Here is a 22,126-nt window from a genome sequence, read left to right as displayed (position 1 = left end):
TCTATTTTCTCTAATTTGCATTTTATACAAAACAGTTTTATTGACAAAAAATAAAACCAAACTTGTTACCACCAGGCGCTTGAGAAAAAATACGCGGCCCTATTTGGACTGCTCAACAATGCTCCAATGATCAAAGCTGCAGTCCGACCTATACCCCATCTGGCACATCTCTGCAATCCAGCTGCTCAGGGTTTCATGCATCATTCTAATTGGTGTGGTCCTGCCTGATACGACAAAAAGGCTTTTATCATGGGAAGCCGTCCCGTGATTGACAATATAGCCCACTTTTCGGATTTCATTTTCGAATTCGCGGGCTTTTTCCAAAGTATCGGTGTAAAAGAAATAATCGATTTTTAATTCATCCTCTTCTTCAACCCCCGAGTCCCGAAGACCCACCAGCGCTTCTATTGAAAGCCTGAATTGTTTATCCTGATTGGCCGTAAAAACATTTTCAGAAACAAAGCGCTTCTTTTTTTTTAGGCTTTAAAAAACGTAAGATTTCCATTTTTTGGTTTTGGTTTATAATTATTTCAGACAAAAATAGGCAAACTTACTATTCAATTCGCCTCGCTGATGCAAACTTAATATTGGACCTGGGCCTACTGCGCTGGCAGGGAGCAGGAGCTTGAGCATGCATTTTTATTTACAATTTAATAAGAATTGCAGGTGTTTTTCATTCTTTGCATAACGATAATGCAATAGATAAAATGAACATTGTTCAAACCAGACTCTTGCTATATCAGCAAAAAGCCCTTGCCATGGCAAGAGCTACTCTTATTTCTTAGATTTTTTAGCTTTCTTTTTCGCTTTCTTTTTGGCAATTTTCTTTGCCTTGGCTTTATTTTTGGCTTTCTGGGTACGGTCTTTCTTTTTAGCCTTCGCTTTTAGTTTTGCCTTTTTATCTTTTTTATTCTTTTTAGCCTTTTCTTTTTTCTTTGCTGACTGTTTTTTCTCTTTTTCTTTTTCTTTTTCTTTCATCTTTTTGATTTTAAGTTTGTTCTTTTCTGATTTTTCTTTTCCCTCAGAAATTTCTTTTACCGGTTTTTCCGTATCGATTTGTAAATCCCCGGCTTCAGGAGCTTGGGCTTCTATGCCGGCAAGTTCGCCGCAGAGGATTTGCGAAGCGGCAGGTATTTCAGTGGCCTTCTCTGCCTGGCTGCTATCCTGCTGGTCACCGGATTTTTCCTCGCTGTTGTTTTTGCTCATTTGCTGTTACTGTTATAATAAAAAATTACCACACCTCTACAAACTTGACAGGCATTTAACTAAATGATTGTTTTATTGTTATCAAATTGTAAACAAATGTACTGTTAAAATATATTTTCCAATGTTAAGTTTTTTAAACACGCCTGCAGGGCCCCATAGAAGGCTTATTGAACAAAATAAATTTAAAACCTGATAATAAAATAAGTAAAAACTTATATTTTCAGCAAATACTTTACCATTATGCATACTATCTGCTCCTCTATAAGCATAACCAAAGGCATCCGCCCTTTTTTTAAGAAACTAATTGTCAGGGAAATGTAAAATTAATTCTTCTGACAGGGTATTATATTTAAAAAAAACACTAAATTTAAAGCCCTTGTTTTCTTTAAATTTTATAAATAATCTGACCGCTAAATTTTAGAATATGAAATGGTTTAATGAATCGGCAATAAAATTTAAGAATATTTTTTCCAGGGCAAACCCAAAGCAGGAACTGCTTAATTTTAGAAAAGGAAAAAAACTGTACCTGTCAAACCAATTAAGCGAAGCGCTGTTCTATTTTGATAATGCGATAGCTTTGGGATCTGATGTAAAGTTTTTTAAACTTAGGGCAAAATGCCTTCAAAAACTAAACAGGCACTGCCAGGCAATTGAAGATTTCGACCAACTCATTGAAGATAACCCCTTGGAGTTTTCCAATTATTACCGCCGTGCCATTTCAAAAAAAGCAATAGCTGATCTAAAAGGACAAATAGAGGACATTACTGCCTGTATTTATTATTACAAGAAAAATAAAAATCTGGAAAACAGCATTTTAAAGAATATTGAAACAGATTTAATTGATGCAGCAAACTACGCAGAAAGCGTGAAAAATTCCATCATTTCAATTCACAATGTTCCTTATGCTGAGATAAAAAATGGCATTAATGAATGTCTGCGCCAGATAAAAAAAATCAGGCTTCAAGATAACCGGTTTACAAAATTGAAAAACAATGAAATGCTATTGCAAAGCTGACAATGATCCGGCAAATTAAATTTATAACTTAATGACCGGTCCCTTTTCTGCCTTAACGAAGGCTGTTTACCAGTTAATTTATCTTAAACATATTACTAATCCATCCTTCGTTTATAATCATTCAAATCCATAAGATAAAAAATCGGAGCAGGATTATTTACTCCTGCCCCGATTTAATTTTTACAGTCCAAATTTATTTAGTTTTTGGGCATTAGCAAAAAAATCGATCAGTGCAAACCTATGCTATGGTATATTTTTTTTCTGTAAATGTAGCGGTAGTATCAGCCGTTACACTATCTACAAATCTCCATTCCGCTTCACAGCCAGATGATGTGAACTTAAGATAGGTATATCCTCTCTTATACAAATTTGCATATTCTAAATCATCAATCAGCACTGTAAAGGCCTGCGCTAATTCTATTGCTTTTGCAGGGTCCGAGGTAATGCCCAGATAAGCTTCCAGTCCTGGTGATGAAACAGAACTGCAGGCTATTTCAGTACCTATATGATTCCCCTGCATATCGGTTAGTTTACCCATCCAGGCATTATGGGTATCCCCGGCCAAAACCACTACATTTTTCCCGGAAAGCACCCCGTACAATTGTTCCCTTTCTGCAAAATAACCATCCCAGGCATCCAGATTATACGGCAGGGTTGTGGTAACCCTCGCAATTTCCTGAGGAGTTAAAGATGGATCACCCTGTTTATATCTCATTTTAATAACAACAAGCGCAGAGATTGCACCAATTAGGGCCTGCATGGTGGCCGGCTGTGCACTTCCGAAATGATCCACTTCTGCTAAAACCTGGTTTAAAAGCAACAGCAGCTCAGCCGGAATCAGCATTTTTGTCATCAGGATCTGCTGGCCCAGTACTTTCCATTTTGCCGTATCGGCACTAATCTGTGATCCCAGCCAGGTCATTTGTTCGCTTCCGATTAATTTTCTGCTGGTGCTCAGCAGATCCGTTGTAAATTTTGTCTGGTCAAAATTTCCGGTATTATCAATATAATCGGCATAACTCATCTGCTTATCCCTTGCAATCACTCTGGTATCCATCATATACAGGGACAGAATATTACCGAAATTAAAACTTCTGTATATTCTAAGGTCTTTTCCTGTTTTAAGCGGAATATATTCGCTGTAGGCCTGAAAAGCGGCCATTTTTCTCATCTGAAAATCCCCTTCGGACGCCTGATGGTTTTCTGCGCCGGATTTATAAGCATCGTTGGCAAACTCATGGTCATCCCAAACACATATAAAAGGTTTTTTCTGGTGAAGAAGCTGAAGGTTTTTATCTCCCCTGTATTGTCTGTATCGTTCCCTGTAATCACTCAGGCTTGTAATCTCCCTGGCTGGTTTATGTTCTCTGCCCAGCGGGTTGGTAAAAGGATTTGTTCCATACTGTCCCGGCGCATATTCATAAATATAATCGCCAAGATGCACCACTACATCGGCATCCGAAGAAGCAATAGCTCCATACACATTAAAAAGTCCTGCCGGAAAATTAGAACAGGAAACAACAGCCATTTTTACATCAGTTACACTATCTGTTTTAGAGGGCAGCGTGCGTGTTTCTCCGGTAAGGGTTACCTGTTTGGTTTTGGCATTATAAAATCTATAATAATATTTTGTATTGGAAGGAATATTCTGAACATCTACCGCTATTGTAAAATCATTCGTGGATGATGCCCCGGCCTGTCCTTTTCTTACGACTTGAGAAAATGCGGCATCCTTACTGATCTCCCAGGTAATTTCAGCATCTGAACCTTGAGAATATCTTGTCCAGATAATTACTCCTGTTTCAGTCGGGTCAAAACTGGCTACTCCTGTCTCAAACCCTTCATTTTTCATTCCATCGGGCGCACCGCTGTTATCGGTTTTATCATCGTCACTGCAGCTTTCAATAAGCGGGGCGATGAAAACTCCTCCGGCAGCCAATAAAGAATTTCTAAGAAACCTTCTTCTGCCTAAATCATTGTTCTTTTCCATAAAAAAATTTTTATATCAAAAAAACAATTTAATATGCAAGCATAAGTTATGGCAATTTCAACATTACCTTTTATTAATGTTAACAATCCGTTTACTATAATAAATTATCATTAGTTTAAGAAGCTACACTGGAGTTTATTTCTTTTTTAAGAAATAACCAGAGTAAAAAGTTCAGTAACCTCAATACCGAAATGTTCCCTATATTGAAATAAAAAATCTTGTTAATGAGTGTCAGTTTCAAATAAAATCAGGCTTCAAACTAATAAATCAAAAAAGAAAAGGCTTTTGGAATACTGCTACACAACTAATTCTGCTGCAATTAAATTTATATATTCCCTTGGTGTATGACTGGTTATCTCTTTAAAATACTTATTAAATGATGATTTTGAATTAAATCCGGATTCATAAGCAAGGTCAAGAATATTAATACTGCTGCTTTTTTCAGACAAACTCTTCAATTGCTCTTTTACATATCCGATCCTGTACTCATTTATAAAAGTGTAGAATGGCTTATTTACGAAATGATTTAATGTTTCACTTATATGATATTTATTAATACTGGTAAGTTTTGCAAGCCCGTCAAGTGTTAATTCACTGTTCCTGTAATACTTCTCGCTCTCCATCGCTTTTTCAAGCTTTAGTAATATCTTAAACATTTCACTCTGGCTTAAAATTTCTTTTCGCCTTTGAGGCTTCAATGTTTCTTTTTCTATCATTAAAGTATTTCCAACAACATTATGGGGCAAGGAACGATTTACATCTGATATTATTTCGGCAGTAGTTTCAGCAGCCTCATTATAACTTGATGTCGATACTAAGATTTCATCATTTAAATTAGCTGCAACCGGCTCCGCAATCACTCCGTGTTTATAGGTAATTATTCTAATGGTAATTACAACAAGAAGTGTATAGACAACAGATCTGCTTACATAATTTAGAGAGAAAACAGACGGACTAAAAATCAGAAGCAAAACACTCAATATTCCGATACTTAAAAAAAGAGACGCAAGCTGCACGATTAGTTTTTTCTCCTGACTGTTTCTTGGCAGCTTATGAATGGCCAAATAAATAATGCCCAATGAAAATATGATATCCAGTGGAAGCAGTGTATAAAGACTAATAGTGTTATACCAATACAGAACTAAATAAGCATTTGGCGATGTAACCGATAAGACACAAACGGTGGAGAAATAACCTATGGCCCCAATTACAAAGGGAATAAAAACGTACCATTTTGAAGCGCTTACAAATTCAGGGCGAATGGTCTTTAAAGTATACAAATACAATAAAGGTATATAACAAAAGCCGATAAAAGTATTGAGCATATTGAGTACCTGCTGATCCTGGACAAAAGTAAAAATGAAAAACTTAATAGAGAGATGCAGTCCTATACAGACAACTAAGGAAATCAGCAAATCATCTGCATTTTTTCGGTACCTGCTTCTAAGCAATAAAACTGCGGCCAGGAGCGCCTGAAATATTCCAATGGCAATAATGTATTTCATCGTAAAATCTTTGTGCTAAAGTAGTATCAGGCTGTTAATTTAATGTTTGGTAAATGCAAAAAAATTGATTGATAACAATTTAATAACAAAACTTAATTATTTAAAAACCAATAACTTAATCATAGGTAAAAAGTTTGGCACTTTCTAAAAGTAGTTCTAGTTCGACAAAGTCGTTTTGTAGTTTAAATCAAAGCAATCTTTGCAGAAAAACTACAAAACATGACACCAAAAATTATTTTAAAATCTTTGTTTAAGCAGGAAAAGATATTTAAAAAAATACTTTTCACTGCTGTATTCTCAGTCTGCTCTCTGGCTTCAAATTATGCGCAGACTATAAAAGGAGTTGTTACCAGCGATGCAGGAACATTGCCTACAGCCAATATTGCAGGAAAAACATTTAATAACTCCGCCATTTCAGATTTACAGGGTGCCTTCACATTAACTGCGCCATCAGAAGGAGAGGTTACTATAGAGATCAGTTATATTGGTTTTGAAACAAAGTCCATAACCGTAACTCTTGTAAAAGGGATAAATGACCTTGGCCTGATTCAAATGTCACCGGATGGTTCAGCGGCACTAAAGGAAATCGTAGTAAAAGGCACCATGGCCCCTTCTCAGGCAAAAGCGTACAGCATTAAGAAAAATTCTCTTGCCATTATGGATGTAATGGCTGCCGATGCCATTGGTAAATTACCGGACCGTAATGCTGCCGAAGCTGTACAGCGTATGCAGGGTGTAGCTGTTGCCCGTTATCATGGCGAGGCAGATCAGGCAACTGTCCGTGGAACGCCTTTTGCGTGGACTTCTACCCTTTTTAACGGAAATCGTCTTCCGAGTTCAAATGTGATGGGTAACCGCTCTTCTGTTTTGGATGCCGTTCCTTCTGAAATGATCCAGTATGTACAGGTAGCAAAAGCTATCACACCAGATATGGAGGGAGATGCAATTGGCGGATCAATTAATTTTATTACCCGTACAGCGCCGACAAAACGTGTGCTGAATGTAAGTGCTGCAGGAGGCTACAACACCTTTAGCGAAAACGGTACTTATAACGCGTCAGTAACTTATGGAGACCGCTTTTTCAATAATAAACTTGGTATCATTGTTTCGGGAGCCATCTGGAGCAGACAATGGGGATCTGATGAATTTGCAGCCACTTACAATACCGGTGCCACTGTTATGGAACAAAAAAAATCACTTAATACCGTGCTTTTTAAACGTTATATGGGCGAACGTGAAACCAAGGGTTTAAATGTAGGCGCGGAATACAAACTTACTTCTTCCGATAAAATATTCTTTAGAGCAATGGCCAATAAATTCGATGATATCCGTCCTGTTTATGAATCTTATATTGATTATACCAATTCCCGTTTTCAGTACAATTACAGATATTCTCATTATCAAACAGCTCTAAACGGTTTCGAAGTTGGCGGGGAACACCAGATGAGCGAAAAATTTAAACTGGACTGGAGTTACAGCAATCATAAATCAGAATATTACTTGGATACTCCTCCTACTTCTGGTAACAAAGGTCTTCCTATTGCTACTTTCCGTCAAAAAATAACAGGCGGTTTCAACGATCTTTCCAGCGATGGAAAACGCTATTGGGGATTTGATTCTCCAAACGGAGTTGGCGGTACAGTAGATCATTTTGAAACTGGACTTGCCAATCCAAACGAAGTAATGGATCCCACAAAATTATTACTCAATCAATTGGTAATTGCACAGCTTGACAACAGCGAAAGGGATCAGATTGGACAAGTAAATTTAAAAGTAGAAGCCAGTTCTAAAGTAAACCTGAAGTTTGGTGCAAAATACCGCCATAAAGACAGAACAAATACTTACGGATCTAATTATGTTTATCTGCCGGGAGCCGCTGTCGGAATTCCAAATTCACCTGCACTAGTTCCTCTTTCAGCATTGCAGACTACTAGTTTTCCAAGTGGAAGTAAGTTTTTCGCAAACATGAATGGAGATTTCAACTCGTTTATTGTAAATCCATTAACCAAAGATCAATTGTTTAATATGTACGGACAGTCTTTCCAGACCGCTAACGGATTTATGGATTTTACCTCTAAAACAAATGCAACGTCTTTTTATACTGGTGATGAAAATGTAATTGCCGGCTATGCAATGGCCGAAATTGATGCTACAGATAACTTAAAAATAGTTGGAGGTTTGCGTAACGAATATACTGCTATGACTTTAAACGGTACAAAAGCCACTACTACAGGCACTCCAGCCGTAATTACATTAAGCCCTTCTGTGGTAGAAAATAATTATAATTCATTTCTTCCGATGCTTCATTTAAAATACAAATTAAACGACAAATCAAATCTTCGTGCTGCTTACACGCGAACCTTCGTACGTCCTAATTTTGGTGACATGACCCCTGGTAGTTCAACAAATACAACTTCATCACCTCAGACAATTACACAGGGAAATCCTGATCTGAAACCAACTTTCAGTAATAATTTTGACCTGATGGGCGAATACTATTTTGACAATGTTGGAATTTTATCCGGAGGTGCATTTTATAAAAACATTACCGATGTGGTATTTACTGATGTAAGCATGCAGAATGTTGACGGCAGTGACTATTTGGTTACGCAGGCAAAAAACTTAAACAAAGCCTCTTTATATGGGTTTGAAGCCGGAATCAATAAAAGATTTGATTTTCTTAACGGTTTCTGGAGCGGATTCGGAGTAGAATTCAACTATACTTTTATCGACTCCAATACAGAAGTACCGCGCGTTAACGGAACTGCTGTTTATAATGATAAAACAAGTTTGCCAAACCAATCTAAAAACTTATTTAACGCTATCCTTTTTTACGAACGCAACGGCGTAATGGTTCGTCTTGCAGGTAATTACCGCGGAAAATCAGTAGAAACGATTAATCAGCAATTAGGTCCGGATTATTACATCTGGACAGATTCTAACTTTACCATTGACGCTTCTGCAACGGTAAACATCAACAAAAAACTTAAGGTATTTATAGAATTAAATAACCTAAGCGATTCTCCTGTAAAAATGTTTATGGGCAATGATAAACGCCGTATTACTTCGCAGGAATGGTACGGAAGCCGAGGTCAGGCAGGAATACGTTATGACATATTTTAAAACAAATAAATTAATCAAATATAAAAATGAAAAAAACAATAATTATAGCGGCCATTTTGGTACAAACATTGGCAAACGCTCAGCTAACAGACAGTATTAAAAGATTAGTTCCTGTAAAAGGCGCATTAAACTTTAGAGATGTAGGCGGATATAAAACTACAGATGGAAAAGAGGTTGTATGGGGAAAAGTATACAGAAGCGCCGGAATTGATAAATTGACCAATGAAGATATAGCACTTTTAGATAAAAAGAAAATTCATACCGTTGTTGATTTTAGAGGTGTGGCTGAATCGAAAGCTGCTCCGGACCGTTTGCCGCAAAATACGGATTATACTTTAAGTCCTGCAGGAAGCGATAGTATTCCTAATGCGGCACAAATGGTCAAACTTTTGAAAGAAGGAGGTTTTCTTGAAAAATTTTATGGTTCAGATGCCGTAAAATACAGTGGCGACAGATTCCGTCCCTTATTTGTAAAATTATTGACTGCAGATAAAAAAGAAGCGGTAATGTATCATTGCACCGGAGGACGTGACCGTACCGGTATGGCAACAGCATTATTTTTATATACTTTAAATGTTCCTGAGAAAACGATCGAAGAAGATTATGTGGCATCAAATGTTTATCTTAAGAAAATGAACAAGGGAATGATGGCACCGCTTGCAAAAATGAGCGGCTTAACTGAAGCTCAGATAGAAAAGGAAATGGCACTAAAACCAGAGCTTATCCACTTGTTTTTTGGAGGTATAAAAACACAATACGGAAGTATAGAAAACTTCCTGCAGCAGGAAATGGGAATTGGGCCTAAAGAAATAAATATCCTGAGAAAAAAGTACACTAAATAAAGGAATAATCTTAAAGTTAATAATTCAAAAAGCCTGACATTACGTTCAGGCTTTTTGTTAGATTTAGATTTACTTACATATAAGATTAAAAAACATTATTCCATGTTACTTTCGGCAAGCCAATCATAAATTTCGGTTTGCGCACGTCTTTTTTCATCAGTACTGAGAATGCCGAGTTCATTATTTCCTTCACTGTTTATGGTTCTTCTTTTTGTATTGTCTTGCAGTTGTAACTGGATAATGGTATTAATTTCTGCAATGTGTTTTTCATCATACAGCGGAAAAGCAACTTCTATTCTCCTGTTTAAATTTCGGCTTAACATATCGGCAGAGGACAAATAGATTTTTTCCTGTCCATTATTTGCAAATTTGTAAATTCTGGAATGTTCCAGGAACATATCTACAATCCTGTAGATTTTTATATTCTCGCTTACACCTTTAATTCCTGGCAATAAAGTGCAGATTCCACGAACTATCAATGTTACTTCAACACCTGCCCTGCTGGCTTCAATAAGCTTGTAGATAATATCTTTTTCATCAACTCCGTTTACTTTTAAAAAAACAGCAGCTTCCATGCCTGCTTTTTTATTTTCTATTTCAGTATCTATTAATTCCAGTAACCTTTCTTTCATATTAAAGCCTGCCGCCAGAATATTTTTTGGCGCCTCTGCTTTTTTCTTGGTTTTTAAAAATGTAAAGATTTTTTTCAGATCATCTGCATATTTTTTTTCTGAAGTGAAAAATCCAAAATCAGAATAAACATTTGCCGTGCTTTCATTAAAATTTCCAGTTGATAAATAATTATAGCATTTTTTATTTCCATACTTGTCTTTCATTATCACCATTGCAACTTTAGCATGAACCTTTAAATTCGGCATACTTTGAATAATTTTTACACCGGCATTTTTCATTTCCCGAGACCAGAATAAATTATTGTATTCATCAAAACGCGCTTTGACTTCTACAAAAACAGTTATTTTTTTGCCGTTTTTGGCGGCGCTTATCAAAGCATTTGCAATTAAGGACTGCGATGAAATCCTGTATAAGGTAATTTTTATCTCCAGGACGTTTCTGTTAATTGCCGCCTGATTAAAAAACTGAAGCACATAATAATAGGATTGATACGGAAAGTGTAATAATTGATTTTGTTTGTCAATAATTTCAAAAATTGACTTGCTGCTTTCAAAAGGCAGGTGTTTGAGACCCGGATAATCTGCTCCCTGAAGATCTGGTTTCAAAGGATTTGGAAACTTGAATAAGTCATAAAAATTATGATGGCTTCCTCCTTTTATCATTTCATCTTTTTTAAGGCGGAAAGTTTTTTTACATACCGAAATTGTTTCAGCATCCATATTAGAATCATACAAAAACCTTGTGGATGAACCTCGTTTGCGTTCTTCAATTTTTGCTTCAATTTTTGCTATCAAATCTCCTGAGTATTCATCTTCTATCAGATAATTTTCATCCCGATTTAATTTTATGGCATAGCAGGCAGCTATTTTTCCGGAAGGAAATATTAGGGATAAACAATTCTTTATTATGGTATCAATGGAAATAATATAATGTGTATCTCCCGGACTTTGCAATTGTTTATATCGATCGAGTTTATCCGAAGGAATATTCAGATACGCATAATTAAAGTTACCTGCAGAATCTTTTAACTTCACCAAAAAATATAAACTGCGATTGTTTAAGAAATAAGTTTTAGGCTGGTTTACTGAAATATGAATGACCTGTATATAGGAGAGAATGATACTTTTAAAATAATATTCTATCTCCTCAAGATGTTCTTCAGTAAGCTCTTGATTTTCATAGTAAATAATGTTATTAGCAGCTAATTCCGTAAGTAGTGAATTCTTCCAAATAGTACCAAACCTGTTTTGCTGGAGATTAACTTCAGCTAAAATTTTATCCAGTAAATCTTTATTCTTCTTTGAATTTTTAATCAGCAGTTTTCTAATTTTAACCCTGAAAAACTCATCCAGGTTAGAAGAATGAATTGCTAAAAATTTAATTCGTTCATATAGTGAATTATTGACGTTTTCTGCTTCATCTAAAATGCAGCTATTGAAAGAAAGCCATGATAGTTCTGAAGGGATAAGATAGTTTTGCACGTTTAATGAGATACTATTATAAGAGAAATTTGTTTATACTTTTTATCAATACACTTGTAAATTTCAGGATTAATTATTTTAAAATATAAATACAGACAGGCAGTTAACCATAATTTAATTTAATGGTAACATATCATGATCTGCTGCATAGATGTGCTGCTTCTGCGGCCGCAAAATCTATTTTTTTTTGGACGGAGGAACTAATAGTATTGTGAGAAAATTATATCTACGGTTTTAAGTATTGATTAGAAATACAGCATTTGGGTTTGAATGTCAAGTTCTCCAACACAAAACAGGGCTCTTTGGGAGCCCCTAGCCCCGATGGCAGTGGAAATCCTTTTCTGCCGGGGTTCGGCAAAAAAGATTGAAGCGTACAGCGGGAAGAGCTCCAAAAAATAATACCAAAACTTAAAACTAACATTAAACCTAAAAAATAATAGTATACACAGGCTATATTAATCCTATCAAAGCCTGCAGGCATGAAATTATGAAGACTGCCAAAATAAGCGGCCCTGTCACCTGCCATAGATGCACCGCAGACCTGAATGATTACGGTTATATCAATTATCTTCCAAAGAGAAACAGAAATCAGAAGAGCATCATTTATTTCACCCTTTAAGGGTTTACTAAAATTCCCAGTAAAAGACAGCAGAGCTGTTTTTATGAGAAACCTGAGTTCTATATCTCACGGGCAGCTATTTTTTTGCCGCAAAAAGCTTAGGTGTTTTTTAAAGATATTCCACCGCTTTAAGTTTGCGGCAGAATCGCGGCACATCGGAATTTGAAAAAATGAAAAATCAGCTGTATCAAAGCCTGACAAATTTAGGTTCGAAACTTTAGATACGAAAAAGAAAAAACACTAAGTTAATAAAGATAGAAAGATAAAACAGCCCTCATTTCTGAGAGCTCTCGATGCTTAGAGCTATTCTTTTTATAAAGAACTGGCTTTTATCCTTACAATCTTGCCATCCTGCATAACAACCAGATCGCTGTTATTTTTCTTTTTAAACTCAATTAATTTTTCAGAAACTTTATCCATTGCCTCTATAATCTTCTTCTGAGTCGGTGTCGTTGTTGATTTGTATTCTCTCATGACTTGTTCTTTGTGAGTTTATCGAACTTGATTTCATTTATAACTTCAATATCATTGCCCAAAGTTTTTTGTGCTATCAATTCAGCTTTTACAGCTGTATTGTCAAAAATCAATGCCTCATTAACTATAGGCAAATATATAGCAAACAAATTAGTTATTCCGTTTTTATATCTGCGTTTAATAACATCGGTTTCAATATTGTGTCCTCCTTCCTGAACCCTGGTCTTGACCCTTTCAATTGCCAGGTCAACACTATCGAGCCAAAAAAATAAAAGAACCACTTTATATCCTTTTTCCTGAGCCGAAATCACTTTCGCTTTATAGCTTTTTGTGGCCAAAGTCGTTTCAAAGGCGAAAACTTCATCATTTGCCAATAATTCATTGATTCTGTGGAGCATTATTCTTCCCGATTCAAAGGCAGCCTTTTCAGGCTGGAAAGGCGAAAGTCCTTTAGCAATTTCGTCCGCATTTACAAACTCCTTACAATTTAGTATTTCCGGAAGTATTGTAAATGAAGCAGTAGTCTTGCCAGCACCATTACAGCCTGCAATTATATAGAGATTTTTATTCATCCTTACAAAGATAATAAATTACACTTTTAGTATAAATTATTTATACTAATAGTTTATTGTCCAAATGTCTTAAAAACCTGCAATCAAGCGACAATATTGAAAAATTTGATACTATTTTATTCTTGCTTTCCATCCATCACCCCTATCATCGACAAAAATCTAAATAAAAAATCTAAAAGAAATAACAGAAAAAGAAAAAACAACCAATTAACTAAGTTTTACAGCAGCACTCCAAGATCATTATCGAAGAACATTGGTTCGAGTCCTTTTCCCGCACTTAATAGCACTTTTATTTAGGTTTAAAACCTTAAATTAAGTTTTGTGGCAAAATCGTGGCACATTGCATTTGGAATGGATACCTTTTTTGCCACAAAATGTTAAGGCTGTTTTCTAAAAACATTTTACCAATTGAAGTTTCGTGGCACAATCGTGGCACACCAATATTGTAAAAGTAGAAAATGAGTTATGCTAGCGGATCCAACAATTAGGTTCGAATCTGCAGCTGATGCAGGCATACATTTTCTTATAGTTATTTTCTAAAAAATTTGCTTTTTATTTCAAACAGTGCTAAATATTTAGTACCTTGATGGAAATAATATCATATATCATGCAAAAAAAATGGATATTATGAAGTTTTAGAGATTATTTTAAAACTCTAACAATTAAAATTTAAATTATGAAAAGAATCACATTACTTTTAGCTCTTATTTTTACAGCAGCCTCATCTGCGCAGACCATTACATCTAAACTCGAAGATGCTAACACCGCTCAGTACTCCCTGCTTGAAAAAGTAAATAAATATTATCCGGACATTACGCTGAACAAGGCAGTTACAAATTTCTATGCGGATGATAAAATAATCGATTCCCAGCAGTCATTCGCTTTAAAAGGAACAAAGTTTTCAAGTTATAAGCTGGGAATCGAACCGGACAACAAAAAATTATTGTTCGAATATGCTACCGATGAAACGGGAAAAGTTTACGGTGATGTTTCTCTTTTTAAAGGAAGTGTCTTAAGAACAACATTTACCGAAAAGACTGGTCTAATTGAAGTTTCATTAGACGGAAAATCTGTTTATCAGACTAAAATTTAATTTAGAACCAAAAGATTATAATCTAAAAGCATGCGCCCATATGGGTGCATGCTTTTTTAATTTACCAGTTTTTTTTAAATAGGAAAATTTAGGTTCTGCCGCATCTGTCAGAATAAAATATAAGAATTTAAGTGATTTAAAAATCAGCCCGCCAATTTACAGAATGATTTAAACATAGATATCCCCGGTTCAATCATCTGATTCTTTTGAAGCATATTCACAACTTCAATTCCGCTTAGAGTTCTCTCTGCAGATTCAAAACTTTTAAAACCTAATCCGTTCTGTATGCGCCACTTGATAAAACGATGATCCTGTTCTGCAATATTGTTAATACATTAACACTGCCGGATTTTAATCCTTGAGAACGAGCGCTTGTTATAGACTTTGACAGCCGCTGTATTTGAGCTGCTTTTATCAGTGTTTAGTAATCGTGATTTGCAGTTGATACAGATTTGCCTGAAGCTTCTGCTGTCTCAGCAGCAGCCCCAGCCCCGACTGCTTCGCCAGTTCGCTTGCGCTCGGGTGAAACGCATAGCGGGAGAAGCTCCCAAAACAGCTTTATTTTCCAGCCAGTACTAATTATTTAAATAAATCACTGCACTACACTTTGATTATCTGGCAGTCAGTTAAAATATTCTATTGGAATTATGAAACATTCTTTTATATTTACGTAACACACTAAAATTAATTAAATCTACTTTCGTTAGAATCTAAACCACCCAACGATGTATGACAATATATTGCTTTTGAAGGACATTGTGGATAATACCCCGCTGCCCACCGCTGTTTATACAGGGGACGAATTAAAGATACAACTCGCCAACCCCGCTATGATGCAGGCCTGGGGCAAAGGGGACAAGATAATTGGAAAAAACTACCTGGAGGTGCTCCCTGAAACCCAAAACCAGCCGTTTTTTGAGCAGGCACTCCAAGTGCTCAAGACCGGAACTGCCTTTCACGCAAAGGACAAACAGGTTGATTTAATGGTGGACGGTGCCCTTAGAACCTATTATTTCAATTACAGCTTTATCCCTCTTTTTGATAAGGGAGGCGGGATCTATGCGGTGATGAATACAGGCTCGGATGTCACCGAGCTGCACCTTGCAAAACAGCAGACCCAGAGTGCCGAGCAAAGGCTCAGAATGGCTGTTGAATCCTCGGGAATGGGAACCTATGAAATAGACTTAGCGACCAAAAAAATCAAAACTTCGGGAAATTTCAATGCCATCTGGTCCATCGACCATGAGATTGCCAACGAAGAGCTCATAGCCAGACTGCACCCGGAGGACCAGGCCCTGCGCGAGAGAGCGCACCAGCAGGCGCAGACTACAGGAAAAATGTGCTACGAGGCCCGAATTTTAAACGATGACGGATCGATTAAATGGGTGAAGATCAATGGCAGAATTATCACCGGCGAGAATGGAACCCCCGGCACCCTTATCGGGATCATACAGGATATCCACGAGCAGAAAGCCTTTGAAGAGGAACTCAAAAAACAGGTCGCCGAGAGAACACAGGAGCTTCGCAGATCCAATGATGACCTTATGCATTTCGCAGGTGTTGTGAGCCATGACCTGAAAGAGCCTATTCGAAAAATTAAAACGTTCAATAGTATTTTAAAAAATGAGTACAAAGCCGATTTTAGTGAGAACGCTAAAAAATTCCTGCAAAAGGTAGACCAGTCCGCACAAAGGATGCAGAATATCATTGAAGGCATCCTTGCCTACTCGACCCTGGATAAAAGATCGCAGCCTGTTGAAAAAATAAACCTTGACCTGGTCATTGAAAATATCAAAACCGATCTGGAACTGATCATAAATGAAAAAGGAGCTATTCTGGTCATAAGTGAGCTTCCCCATATAGAAGGGGCGCCGATACTGATCCACCAGCTTTTTTATAACCTGGTGCACAATGCCCTTAAGTTCTCAAAAGCAGAGGAACCGCCCAGAGTGATAATCACTTCTACTATTAAAAACAATCAAGAAGGCACCGGGATGCTGGAAATAAAAATAAAGGACAACGGCATTGGACTGGATCCTGTTTTTGCAGAGAAAATATTTGATGCCTTTGAAAGGCTTCACTCTAAAGACAAATACGAAGGAAACGGGCTCGGACTTGCCCTGTGCAGAAAAATAGCCCAAAGGCACAATGGCTCTATTACTGCCTTGGGGGAGAAAGACAACGGCGCTGAATTTACAGTGACCCTTCCTTTAAAACAGTCCGATTCTTATCTTTAGCCCCTTGTAAACAAATAAATAAACAGGGAGATTCTTATCTCTATAGTGTTCTGGTAAATTGTATATTTCAATTTGCAGATATTACAGCATACACTGACACGTTTTTAAGTAGACATAAAATGGAAGATTATGTTTATGGACAGCCCGCCTTGTACTTAATTGTATCTGGCGGGTTTATCAAAACAGGGCTCCTCAGCAGCCCCAGCCCCGATGGCAGTGGAAATCCTTTTATGCCGGGGTTCGGTACAAAAGACTGCAACGGACAGCGGGAAGAGCTCAAAAAAAGCATTATATACAATTGACGATGCGGCCTCAAACCAAATTAAAAAAACTTTCCTGTTTGCTTCCACAGGGAAAACAAATAGCTTGATCAAATACAAATAGAATTAATTATTTAAAAACATAAACCCCAATTGAATTGGGCTTTGTGTTTGAATAACATCACAGCAGCAAGAGGAAATTGTTCCAGTACAAAAGAACAGATAAGAATCTCTGATAAAAAACCATTACCTTTAAATCAGAGAACAGCAATCGAAAATGAATAAAATTATTGAAAAATTGACCCGTCATCTAGCAAAAAATCCCAGAAGACTATTCTTAATTGACTCTGTGGGGGCTCTGCTTAATTCTGTGCTGCTCTCTGCCGTGCTTTCAAATCTAAGCCCCTATTTTGGGATGCCCAAGACAACATTAACTCTACTCTTCTCAATAGCGGCTTGTTTATGCTTTTACTCCGCTGTATGCTTTTTATTTTTAAAAACAAAATGGACGCTTTACATCAGAATAATAAGTTCTGCCAATTTACTGTACTGTGCGCTGACCACTGCCTTTTTATTTATTCATTACAGCAAGCTTACAGCTTTTGATCTGATGTACTTTTCACTTGAAACAGCAATTATCTGCCTGCTTGTTTATACAGAGCTTACCGTATCTGCTAAAATTCTAAACAGCAGTAAGGGCAGTCAAAATATCTCGCGCAGTAAACCCCGCCTTTAAAATCAGCATTACATTAACGTTTGATTTTTCCCATTAACCCCTTTGAAGAGGCAGCTTTGTATTTCTAGTATACAACTTAGCAAAAAATTCAAAAAATAATTCGTAAAGGCCAAAAACCTGCTGATCCGGGACAGGAAAAATTAACCATGAAAAAATTAAAATTCAGCACAAAGAACCCGTACAAAAAAAAATAAAGCTTTTAGGTCATTTAATAATTCTTCTTTTTCAAAATCAGTATATTTGCATCACTTATATTGTTACACTTTCTTTCTGGAGAAATACAATCCCTGCAGGTTCCCTAATGAAGCATTTAAAGTTACTATACGTTTTTCTAATATCGCTGCTTGCCTTCACAGCTGACAGCGCATCAGGCAGATCACCTGAGCCATCTTGCGCTGGGCACTTAAAAACTGGCTTTATCTCTTTTGACAATACTTTAATCACTTCTGCATTCGTAATAAAATATAAAGAGCTGGATGTCCATTTTAAATTTAAAAGTAAAGTAAAATACCGTGCAACTGCTTCGGAAAGCGATGCTTTAAATATTCCTTACAGCACTAAATCAGCACTTTTTACAATCTTTAAAAACAGCTTAATTTACGGTATTGAAGTTATTTACCAAATTCAGCGTCATAACTACCTGCACCTCTACCAGCTTTTTTAAAATGAGTTTTCATTATTGGGGAGAACTGCTCGGCAGTCCCTTATCTGCCGCTTAACAGCAGGACACAATACAGTACTAAGCATAGTTTAGTGAAGGCAGTCAAAGACACTGCTGGCAGCTCTGCATCCATAAATAAGGCTCAGTACTGTCTGGGCACTTGTTTCCGGCGATGCTTTTTTAAAAAACTATGTCCGCAGGTGCTGTTCAATTTATACTGCAGAAATTTCCTCACTGATAAGCACCAATAAAAAAGCATTACAGCAATTACAAGCATTCGCAGCGGAAAGACAAGAACAAGAAGAAATCTTCTGCCTGTTTACTGCTAAAATAAAAATTTCAGCCTGCAGAGAACCGCTGCGGCTAAGTAAAATAATAAATCCAGCTCTGCACTGCAGACAAACACAATAGAGATAACTAACAAGGCAGGACAGATCCCAGGCTGAATATTTAAATGCCCGCTGGCTTCCCGCACCTGATTACTAATCAATGAAGATAGTCCTAACACAGCTCTTAAGAGCCAAACACATCCTGATTGAAGGACAGAGAAAATTAACCCGCAAACAGTTCATTTTTCTCTCCAGCGTACTAATTGGAATTACTGCAGCCTTTGCTGTAATATTTTTAAAGGCCTTTGCCCACTGGGTCTTTTCCTTTGCTGCTTCCATCAACGCAATTGTAAAATTAAGTTTCATTAACAGTGTGCTTCCCGTTATCGGGATCGTATTGACTGTATTTGTGGTGAAAAGGATCTTAGGGGGAAGCCTGGAGAAAGGGACTTCTCAAATCCTGTACACAGTCGCGCGAAAAGCCAGCATTATCCCTAAAAAACAAATGTACGCCCAGATCATGACCAGTTCCCTTACTGTTGGGCTTGGGGGCTCGGCCGGGCTGGAGAGTCCAATTGTAATTACCGGTGCCGCCTTTGGTTCCAATTTTGCCCAGCAGTTCAAATTAAGCTACCAGGAACGGACGCTGCTCATAGGATGCGGGGTTGCAGCCGGTATAGCGGCCGCTTTTAACGCTCCTATAGCCGGTGTGCTTTTTGCTGTCGAGGTGCTGCTGGTAGATGTCACAATCGCGGCTTTTACCCCTATTATGATTGCAGCAGCCACAGGCGCGCTTGTTTCAGCAGTGGTCTTAAATGAAAATATACTGCTGGTTTTCAGAGAAAAGCAGACATTCGACTATCATAATATTCCATTTTACGTGCTGCTGGGACTTTTTACTGGTCTTACAGCGGTTTTCTACGCCAGGAAATTTTTAAAAACAGAACATCTTTTTGCGCACTTAAAATTCGGAGCTTATAAAAAAGCTTTAATTGGAGGAGCGGTATTGGGAATTCTTATTTTTGTTTTCCCCACCCTATTTGGTGAAGGTTATGAAAGCATCAAAATCCTGGCCGATAAGAACCCGGGAGCACTTTTAAAAAACACACTCTTTGAGCAGTACAGCAGCAGCAGCTGGGTGCTGCTGGCTTTCGTTGGATTTTCCATGTTCCTAAAAGCTTTTGCTTCCGGGATAACCCTTGGAAGCGGCGGGAACGGCGGGAACTTTGCCCCCTCTTTATTTCTGGGTTCCTATGCTGGATACTTCTTTTCAAAACTCCTAAATCTGACCGGCTTAACGGATCTTCCGATAAGCAACTTTACCCTTGTAGGGATGGCAGGAATCCTCAGCGGGCTGTTTCATGCCCCGCTGACAGCGATCTTTCTTATTGCAGAAATAACCGGAGGCTACGATCTGATGATACCCCTTATGATCGTCGCTTCGGTGAGCTTTGCTGTTTCAAAACGTTTTGAAAAACATTCTCTCGATGTAAAAAACCTTGCCCGAAAGGGAAATGCCTTCACCAGCAATAAAGACAGCAATATTTTATGCACGCTCAATATTGAGGATCTTGTAAAAAAAGATTATCTCACCCTTACAGCAGATCAGGATATGGAAAAGATTTCCGATCTGCTGGCACACTGCGATCAGGTGGTTTTTGGAGTAGTGAGCACGGAGAATGAGCTTGAGGGACTGGTTTATTTCGATGACATCAGAGAAATCATTTTTGATACTTCTCAAATTAAAAATACAATGGTAAAAGATATAATGTTAAAGCCGGTTCAAACTATCTATCTTTTTGACAGCATGGAAACGGTCATGAATAAATTTGAGAAAAGCAGTAAAATTTTTCTCCCTGTGGAAAAAAACGGCAGGTATTATGGTTTTATGGCTAAATCAGATATTTTGGAATCCTACCGAAACAGGCTTAAATCCATGACATTTGAATAATAACTTTTAGGGATTATTACAATGGAACATTTTTGTTCCATGCAATAAAAAAATGCAGACTGCATCAAATTTTAAAAAACAGGTAAAGAGCCGTCCGATCAGCTTTTGTTTTTCTCCCTGCAGCAAATTGAATCCCGGGCTATTATTTTGAATTTAAATCAATTAAACAATAATATATTAAGCGCTTCAGCCGCATTAAGATACGCATGAAAAATTTACTCTTTTTTTTATTTTCCTTTCTGCTGTTTCAAACAGCACAGTCTCAAAAAAATTCTTTAAAAAAGATCTTAGCCCTGCAGCAGCCAGGTGTCAAAGACACCATATTTCATTTAAGCACCCTGGATTCCATTACGGCAGATCTTCCCGCAACTCTAATTAAAGGCAGCCAGAGCGGTCCCACTTTTACCATAACGGCAGGTATTCACGGAATGGAATATCCCCCCATAGCCTCTCTGCTGCAGCTTCGCAGGGAAATAAATCCTCAAAAGCTTAAAGGAAATTTAATCATTATTCCCATCATGAACCTGCAGTCCTTCTACCAGAGAACTCCTTTTGTAAACCCTTCGGACAACCTGAACTTAAACCGTGTTTTTCCAGGCAGCAGAACAGGCAGCATCACCGAGGTAATTGCCAATTTTATCACCACTCAGGTTTTTGACGCCACGGACTTGTTTCTGGATCTGCATGGCGGGGATGTCAATGAAGATCTAATACCCTTTATCTGTTATTACGATAACAAGGAATTCAAAGAGCAGACCCGGCTGGTTTCCCGTCTTAGTGAAAACAGCGGTTTTTCCACCATTGTGAGTTATCCCTATGCCATTGCCGAAGGCCAGCCGGCGATGTATGCCTTTAAGCAGGCCGTAAGGCTGGGCATCCCGGCGCTCAGTATTGAAATTGGAAAGCTTGGCAGCTGCGAGAAGTCAGATGTGCTCTTTACTAAAAATGCAGTTTACCGCATGCTCAAAGAGCTGCAAATGTATGAAAGCAAAAAAGTGATACCGGCTGCTCCTGCAAAAAACAAATACAACAGACAGGCCTATGTTTCGGGACCCGGCCAGGGATTATTTTACAGCAGTTTTAAAGCAGGAAGCAGAGTTATAAAAGAAGAGGAAATTGGCTATATCACAGATGTTTTTGGCTGTAATGTGAAAATAATCACCGCGCCCCAAAGCGGCACAATTCTCTATAAGGCAGGAAGACTTCCGGTAAACGAAGGCGAAACATTATTCTGTATCGGCTATAAGGCTGTGGATTAATTTTATATCAATACCGAAAGCTCCAAGATCCTGCCGCTTTGAAAAAAATTAATCTGTGTGAACAATACTGACTGCTGTCAGCCGTTTACAATAGTTCGGTGCCTGCCCATTATAATAATACTATAATTAACGCACTCAGA

Annotated in this window: 17 protein-coding genes; 9 read left to right on the top strand and 8 right to left on the bottom strand. The window is 37.5% G+C overall.

Translation table 11 applies throughout. From position 1 onward, the window contains the following. Nucleotides 1-99: 99 nt before the first annotated feature. Together NLG42_RS24505 and NLG42_RS14055 are read right to left on the bottom strand one after the other, a co-directional pair. Nucleotides 100-396 (bottom strand): ribonuclease E inhibitor RraB, encoded by a 297-nt coding sequence (locus NLG42_RS24505; RefSeq protein ID WP_219071357.1) that lies wholly within the window; start codon nucleotides 394-396, stop codon nucleotides 100-102. Between the two features lie 378 nt (nucleotides 397-774). Then, a complete protein-coding gene (locus NLG42_RS14055; protein ID WP_219071356.1) occupies nucleotides 775-1,206 on the bottom strand; it encodes a hypothetical protein in 432 nt (143 codons plus the stop codon). A gap of 424 nt (nucleotides 1,207-1,630) precedes the next feature. Here NLG42_RS14055 and NLG42_RS14050 point away from each other — a divergent pair, with 424 nt between their 5' ends. Continuing rightward, complete coding sequence (locus tag NLG42_RS14050) at nucleotides 1,631-2,221, top strand: tetratricopeptide repeat protein (protein WP_219071354.1); 591 nt, start codon at nucleotides 1,631-1,633, stop codon at nucleotides 2,219-2,221. A 238-nt stretch (nucleotides 2,222-2,459) separates the two neighbouring features. On the opposite strand, the gene NLG42_RS14045 is transcribed toward NLG42_RS14050, so the two are convergent. Continuing rightward, the gene (locus NLG42_RS14045) at nucleotides 2,460-4,211 is read right to left on the bottom strand and encodes an alkaline phosphatase D family protein (protein ID WP_219071349.1); all 1,752 of its coding nucleotides are present in this window, start codon (nucleotides 4,209-4,211) and stop codon (nucleotides 2,460-2,462) included. Between the two features lie 296 nt (nucleotides 4,212-4,507). After that, nucleotides 4,508-5,716 (bottom strand): helix-turn-helix domain-containing protein, encoded by a 1,209-nt coding sequence (locus NLG42_RS14040; protein ID WP_219071347.1) that lies wholly within the window; start codon nucleotides 5,714-5,716, stop codon nucleotides 4,508-4,510. Between the two features lie 219 nt (nucleotides 5,717-5,935). On the opposite strand from NLG42_RS14040, the gene NLG42_RS14035 reads away from it, so the two are divergent. After that, nucleotides 5,936-8,839, top strand: coding sequence for a TonB-dependent receptor (locus NLG42_RS14035; RefSeq protein ID WP_219071346.1), 2,904 nt, complete (start codon nucleotides 5,936-5,938; stop codon nucleotides 8,837-8,839). Nucleotides 8,840-8,865: 26 nt separating this feature from the next. Next, complete coding sequence (locus NLG42_RS14030; protein WP_219071344.1) at nucleotides 8,866-9,681, top strand: tyrosine-protein phosphatase; 816 nt, start codon at nucleotides 8,866-8,868, stop codon at nucleotides 9,679-9,681. A 95-nt stretch (nucleotides 9,682-9,776) separates the two neighbouring features. On the opposite strand, the gene ppk1 is transcribed toward NLG42_RS14030, so the two are convergent. The 3 genes from ppk1 to NLG42_RS14015 all read right to left on the bottom strand — a co-directional run bounded on the left by ppk1 (nucleotide 9,777) and on the right by NLG42_RS14015 (nucleotide 13,460). Further along, entirely contained in the window at nucleotides 9,777-11,795 is a 2,019-nt protein-coding gene (gene ppk1, locus NLG42_RS14025) for a polyphosphate kinase 1 (RefSeq protein WP_219071343.1), read from the bottom strand. A 931-nt stretch (nucleotides 11,796-12,726) separates the two neighbouring features. Then, entirely contained in the window at nucleotides 12,727-12,888 is a 162-nt protein-coding gene (locus tag NLG42_RS14020) for a hypothetical protein (protein ID WP_165571362.1), read from the bottom strand. Continuing rightward, a complete protein-coding gene (locus tag NLG42_RS14015; RefSeq protein ID WP_219071342.1) occupies nucleotides 12,885-13,460 on the bottom strand; it encodes an ATPase in 576 nt (191 codons plus the stop codon). The genes NLG42_RS14020 and NLG42_RS14015 overlap by 4 nt, the downstream gene beginning before the upstream one ends. A gap of 676 nt (nucleotides 13,461-14,136) precedes the next feature. On the opposite strand from NLG42_RS14015, the gene NLG42_RS14010 reads away from it, so the two are divergent. Beyond that, entirely contained in the window at nucleotides 14,137-14,553 is a 417-nt protein-coding gene (locus NLG42_RS14010) for a hypothetical protein (protein WP_219071340.1), read from the top strand. Nucleotides 14,554-14,696: 143 nt separating this feature from the next. On the opposite strand, the gene NLG42_RS24500 is transcribed toward NLG42_RS14010, so the two are convergent. After that, nucleotides 14,697-14,876 (bottom strand): DDE-type integrase/transposase/recombinase, encoded by a 180-nt coding sequence (locus NLG42_RS24500; protein ID WP_379786625.1) that lies wholly within the window; start codon nucleotides 14,874-14,876, stop codon nucleotides 14,697-14,699. A 402-nt stretch (nucleotides 14,877-15,278) separates the two neighbouring features. Between NLG42_RS24500 and NLG42_RS14005 the strand changes: the two genes are divergently transcribed. The 5 genes from NLG42_RS14005 to NLG42_RS13985 all read left to right on the top strand — a co-directional run bounded on the left by NLG42_RS14005 (nucleotide 15,279) and on the right by NLG42_RS13985 (nucleotide 21,986). Next, the gene (locus NLG42_RS14005) at nucleotides 15,279-16,790 is read left to right on the top strand and encodes a PAS domain-containing sensor histidine kinase (RefSeq protein ID WP_219071339.1); all 1,512 of its coding nucleotides are present in this window, start codon (nucleotides 15,279-15,281) and stop codon (nucleotides 16,788-16,790) included. A gap of 537 nt (nucleotides 16,791-17,327) precedes the next feature. Continuing rightward, entirely contained in the window at nucleotides 17,328-17,786 is a 459-nt protein-coding gene (locus NLG42_RS14000; protein ID WP_219071338.1) for a hypothetical protein, read from the top strand. A 301-nt stretch (nucleotides 17,787-18,087) separates the two neighbouring features. After that, nucleotides 18,088-18,450, top strand: coding sequence for a hypothetical protein (locus tag NLG42_RS13995; protein WP_219071337.1), 363 nt, complete (start codon nucleotides 18,088-18,090; stop codon nucleotides 18,448-18,450). 486 nt (nucleotides 18,451-18,936) lie between these two features. Further along, on the top strand, nucleotides 18,937-20,727 hold the full coding sequence (locus tag NLG42_RS13990) for a chloride channel protein (RefSeq protein WP_219071336.1): 1,791 nt from the start codon (nucleotides 18,937-18,939) through the stop codon (nucleotides 20,725-20,727). A 206-nt stretch (nucleotides 20,728-20,933) separates the two neighbouring features. Next, nucleotides 20,934-21,986, top strand: coding sequence for a succinylglutamate desuccinylase/aspartoacylase family protein (locus tag NLG42_RS13985; protein ID WP_219071335.1), 1,053 nt, complete (start codon nucleotides 20,934-20,936; stop codon nucleotides 21,984-21,986). Nucleotides 21,987-22,126: the final 140 nt, after the last annotated feature.

Origin of the sequence: Flavobacterium plurextorum, from assembly GCF_024638035.1 — a bacterium.
GTDB lineage: Bacteria > Bacteroidota > Bacteroidia > Flavobacteriales > Flavobacteriaceae > Flavobacterium > Flavobacterium plurextorum.
Note: the sequence above shows the minus strand (reverse complement) of the source record. Positions and strands in the feature narration are given on the sequence as shown.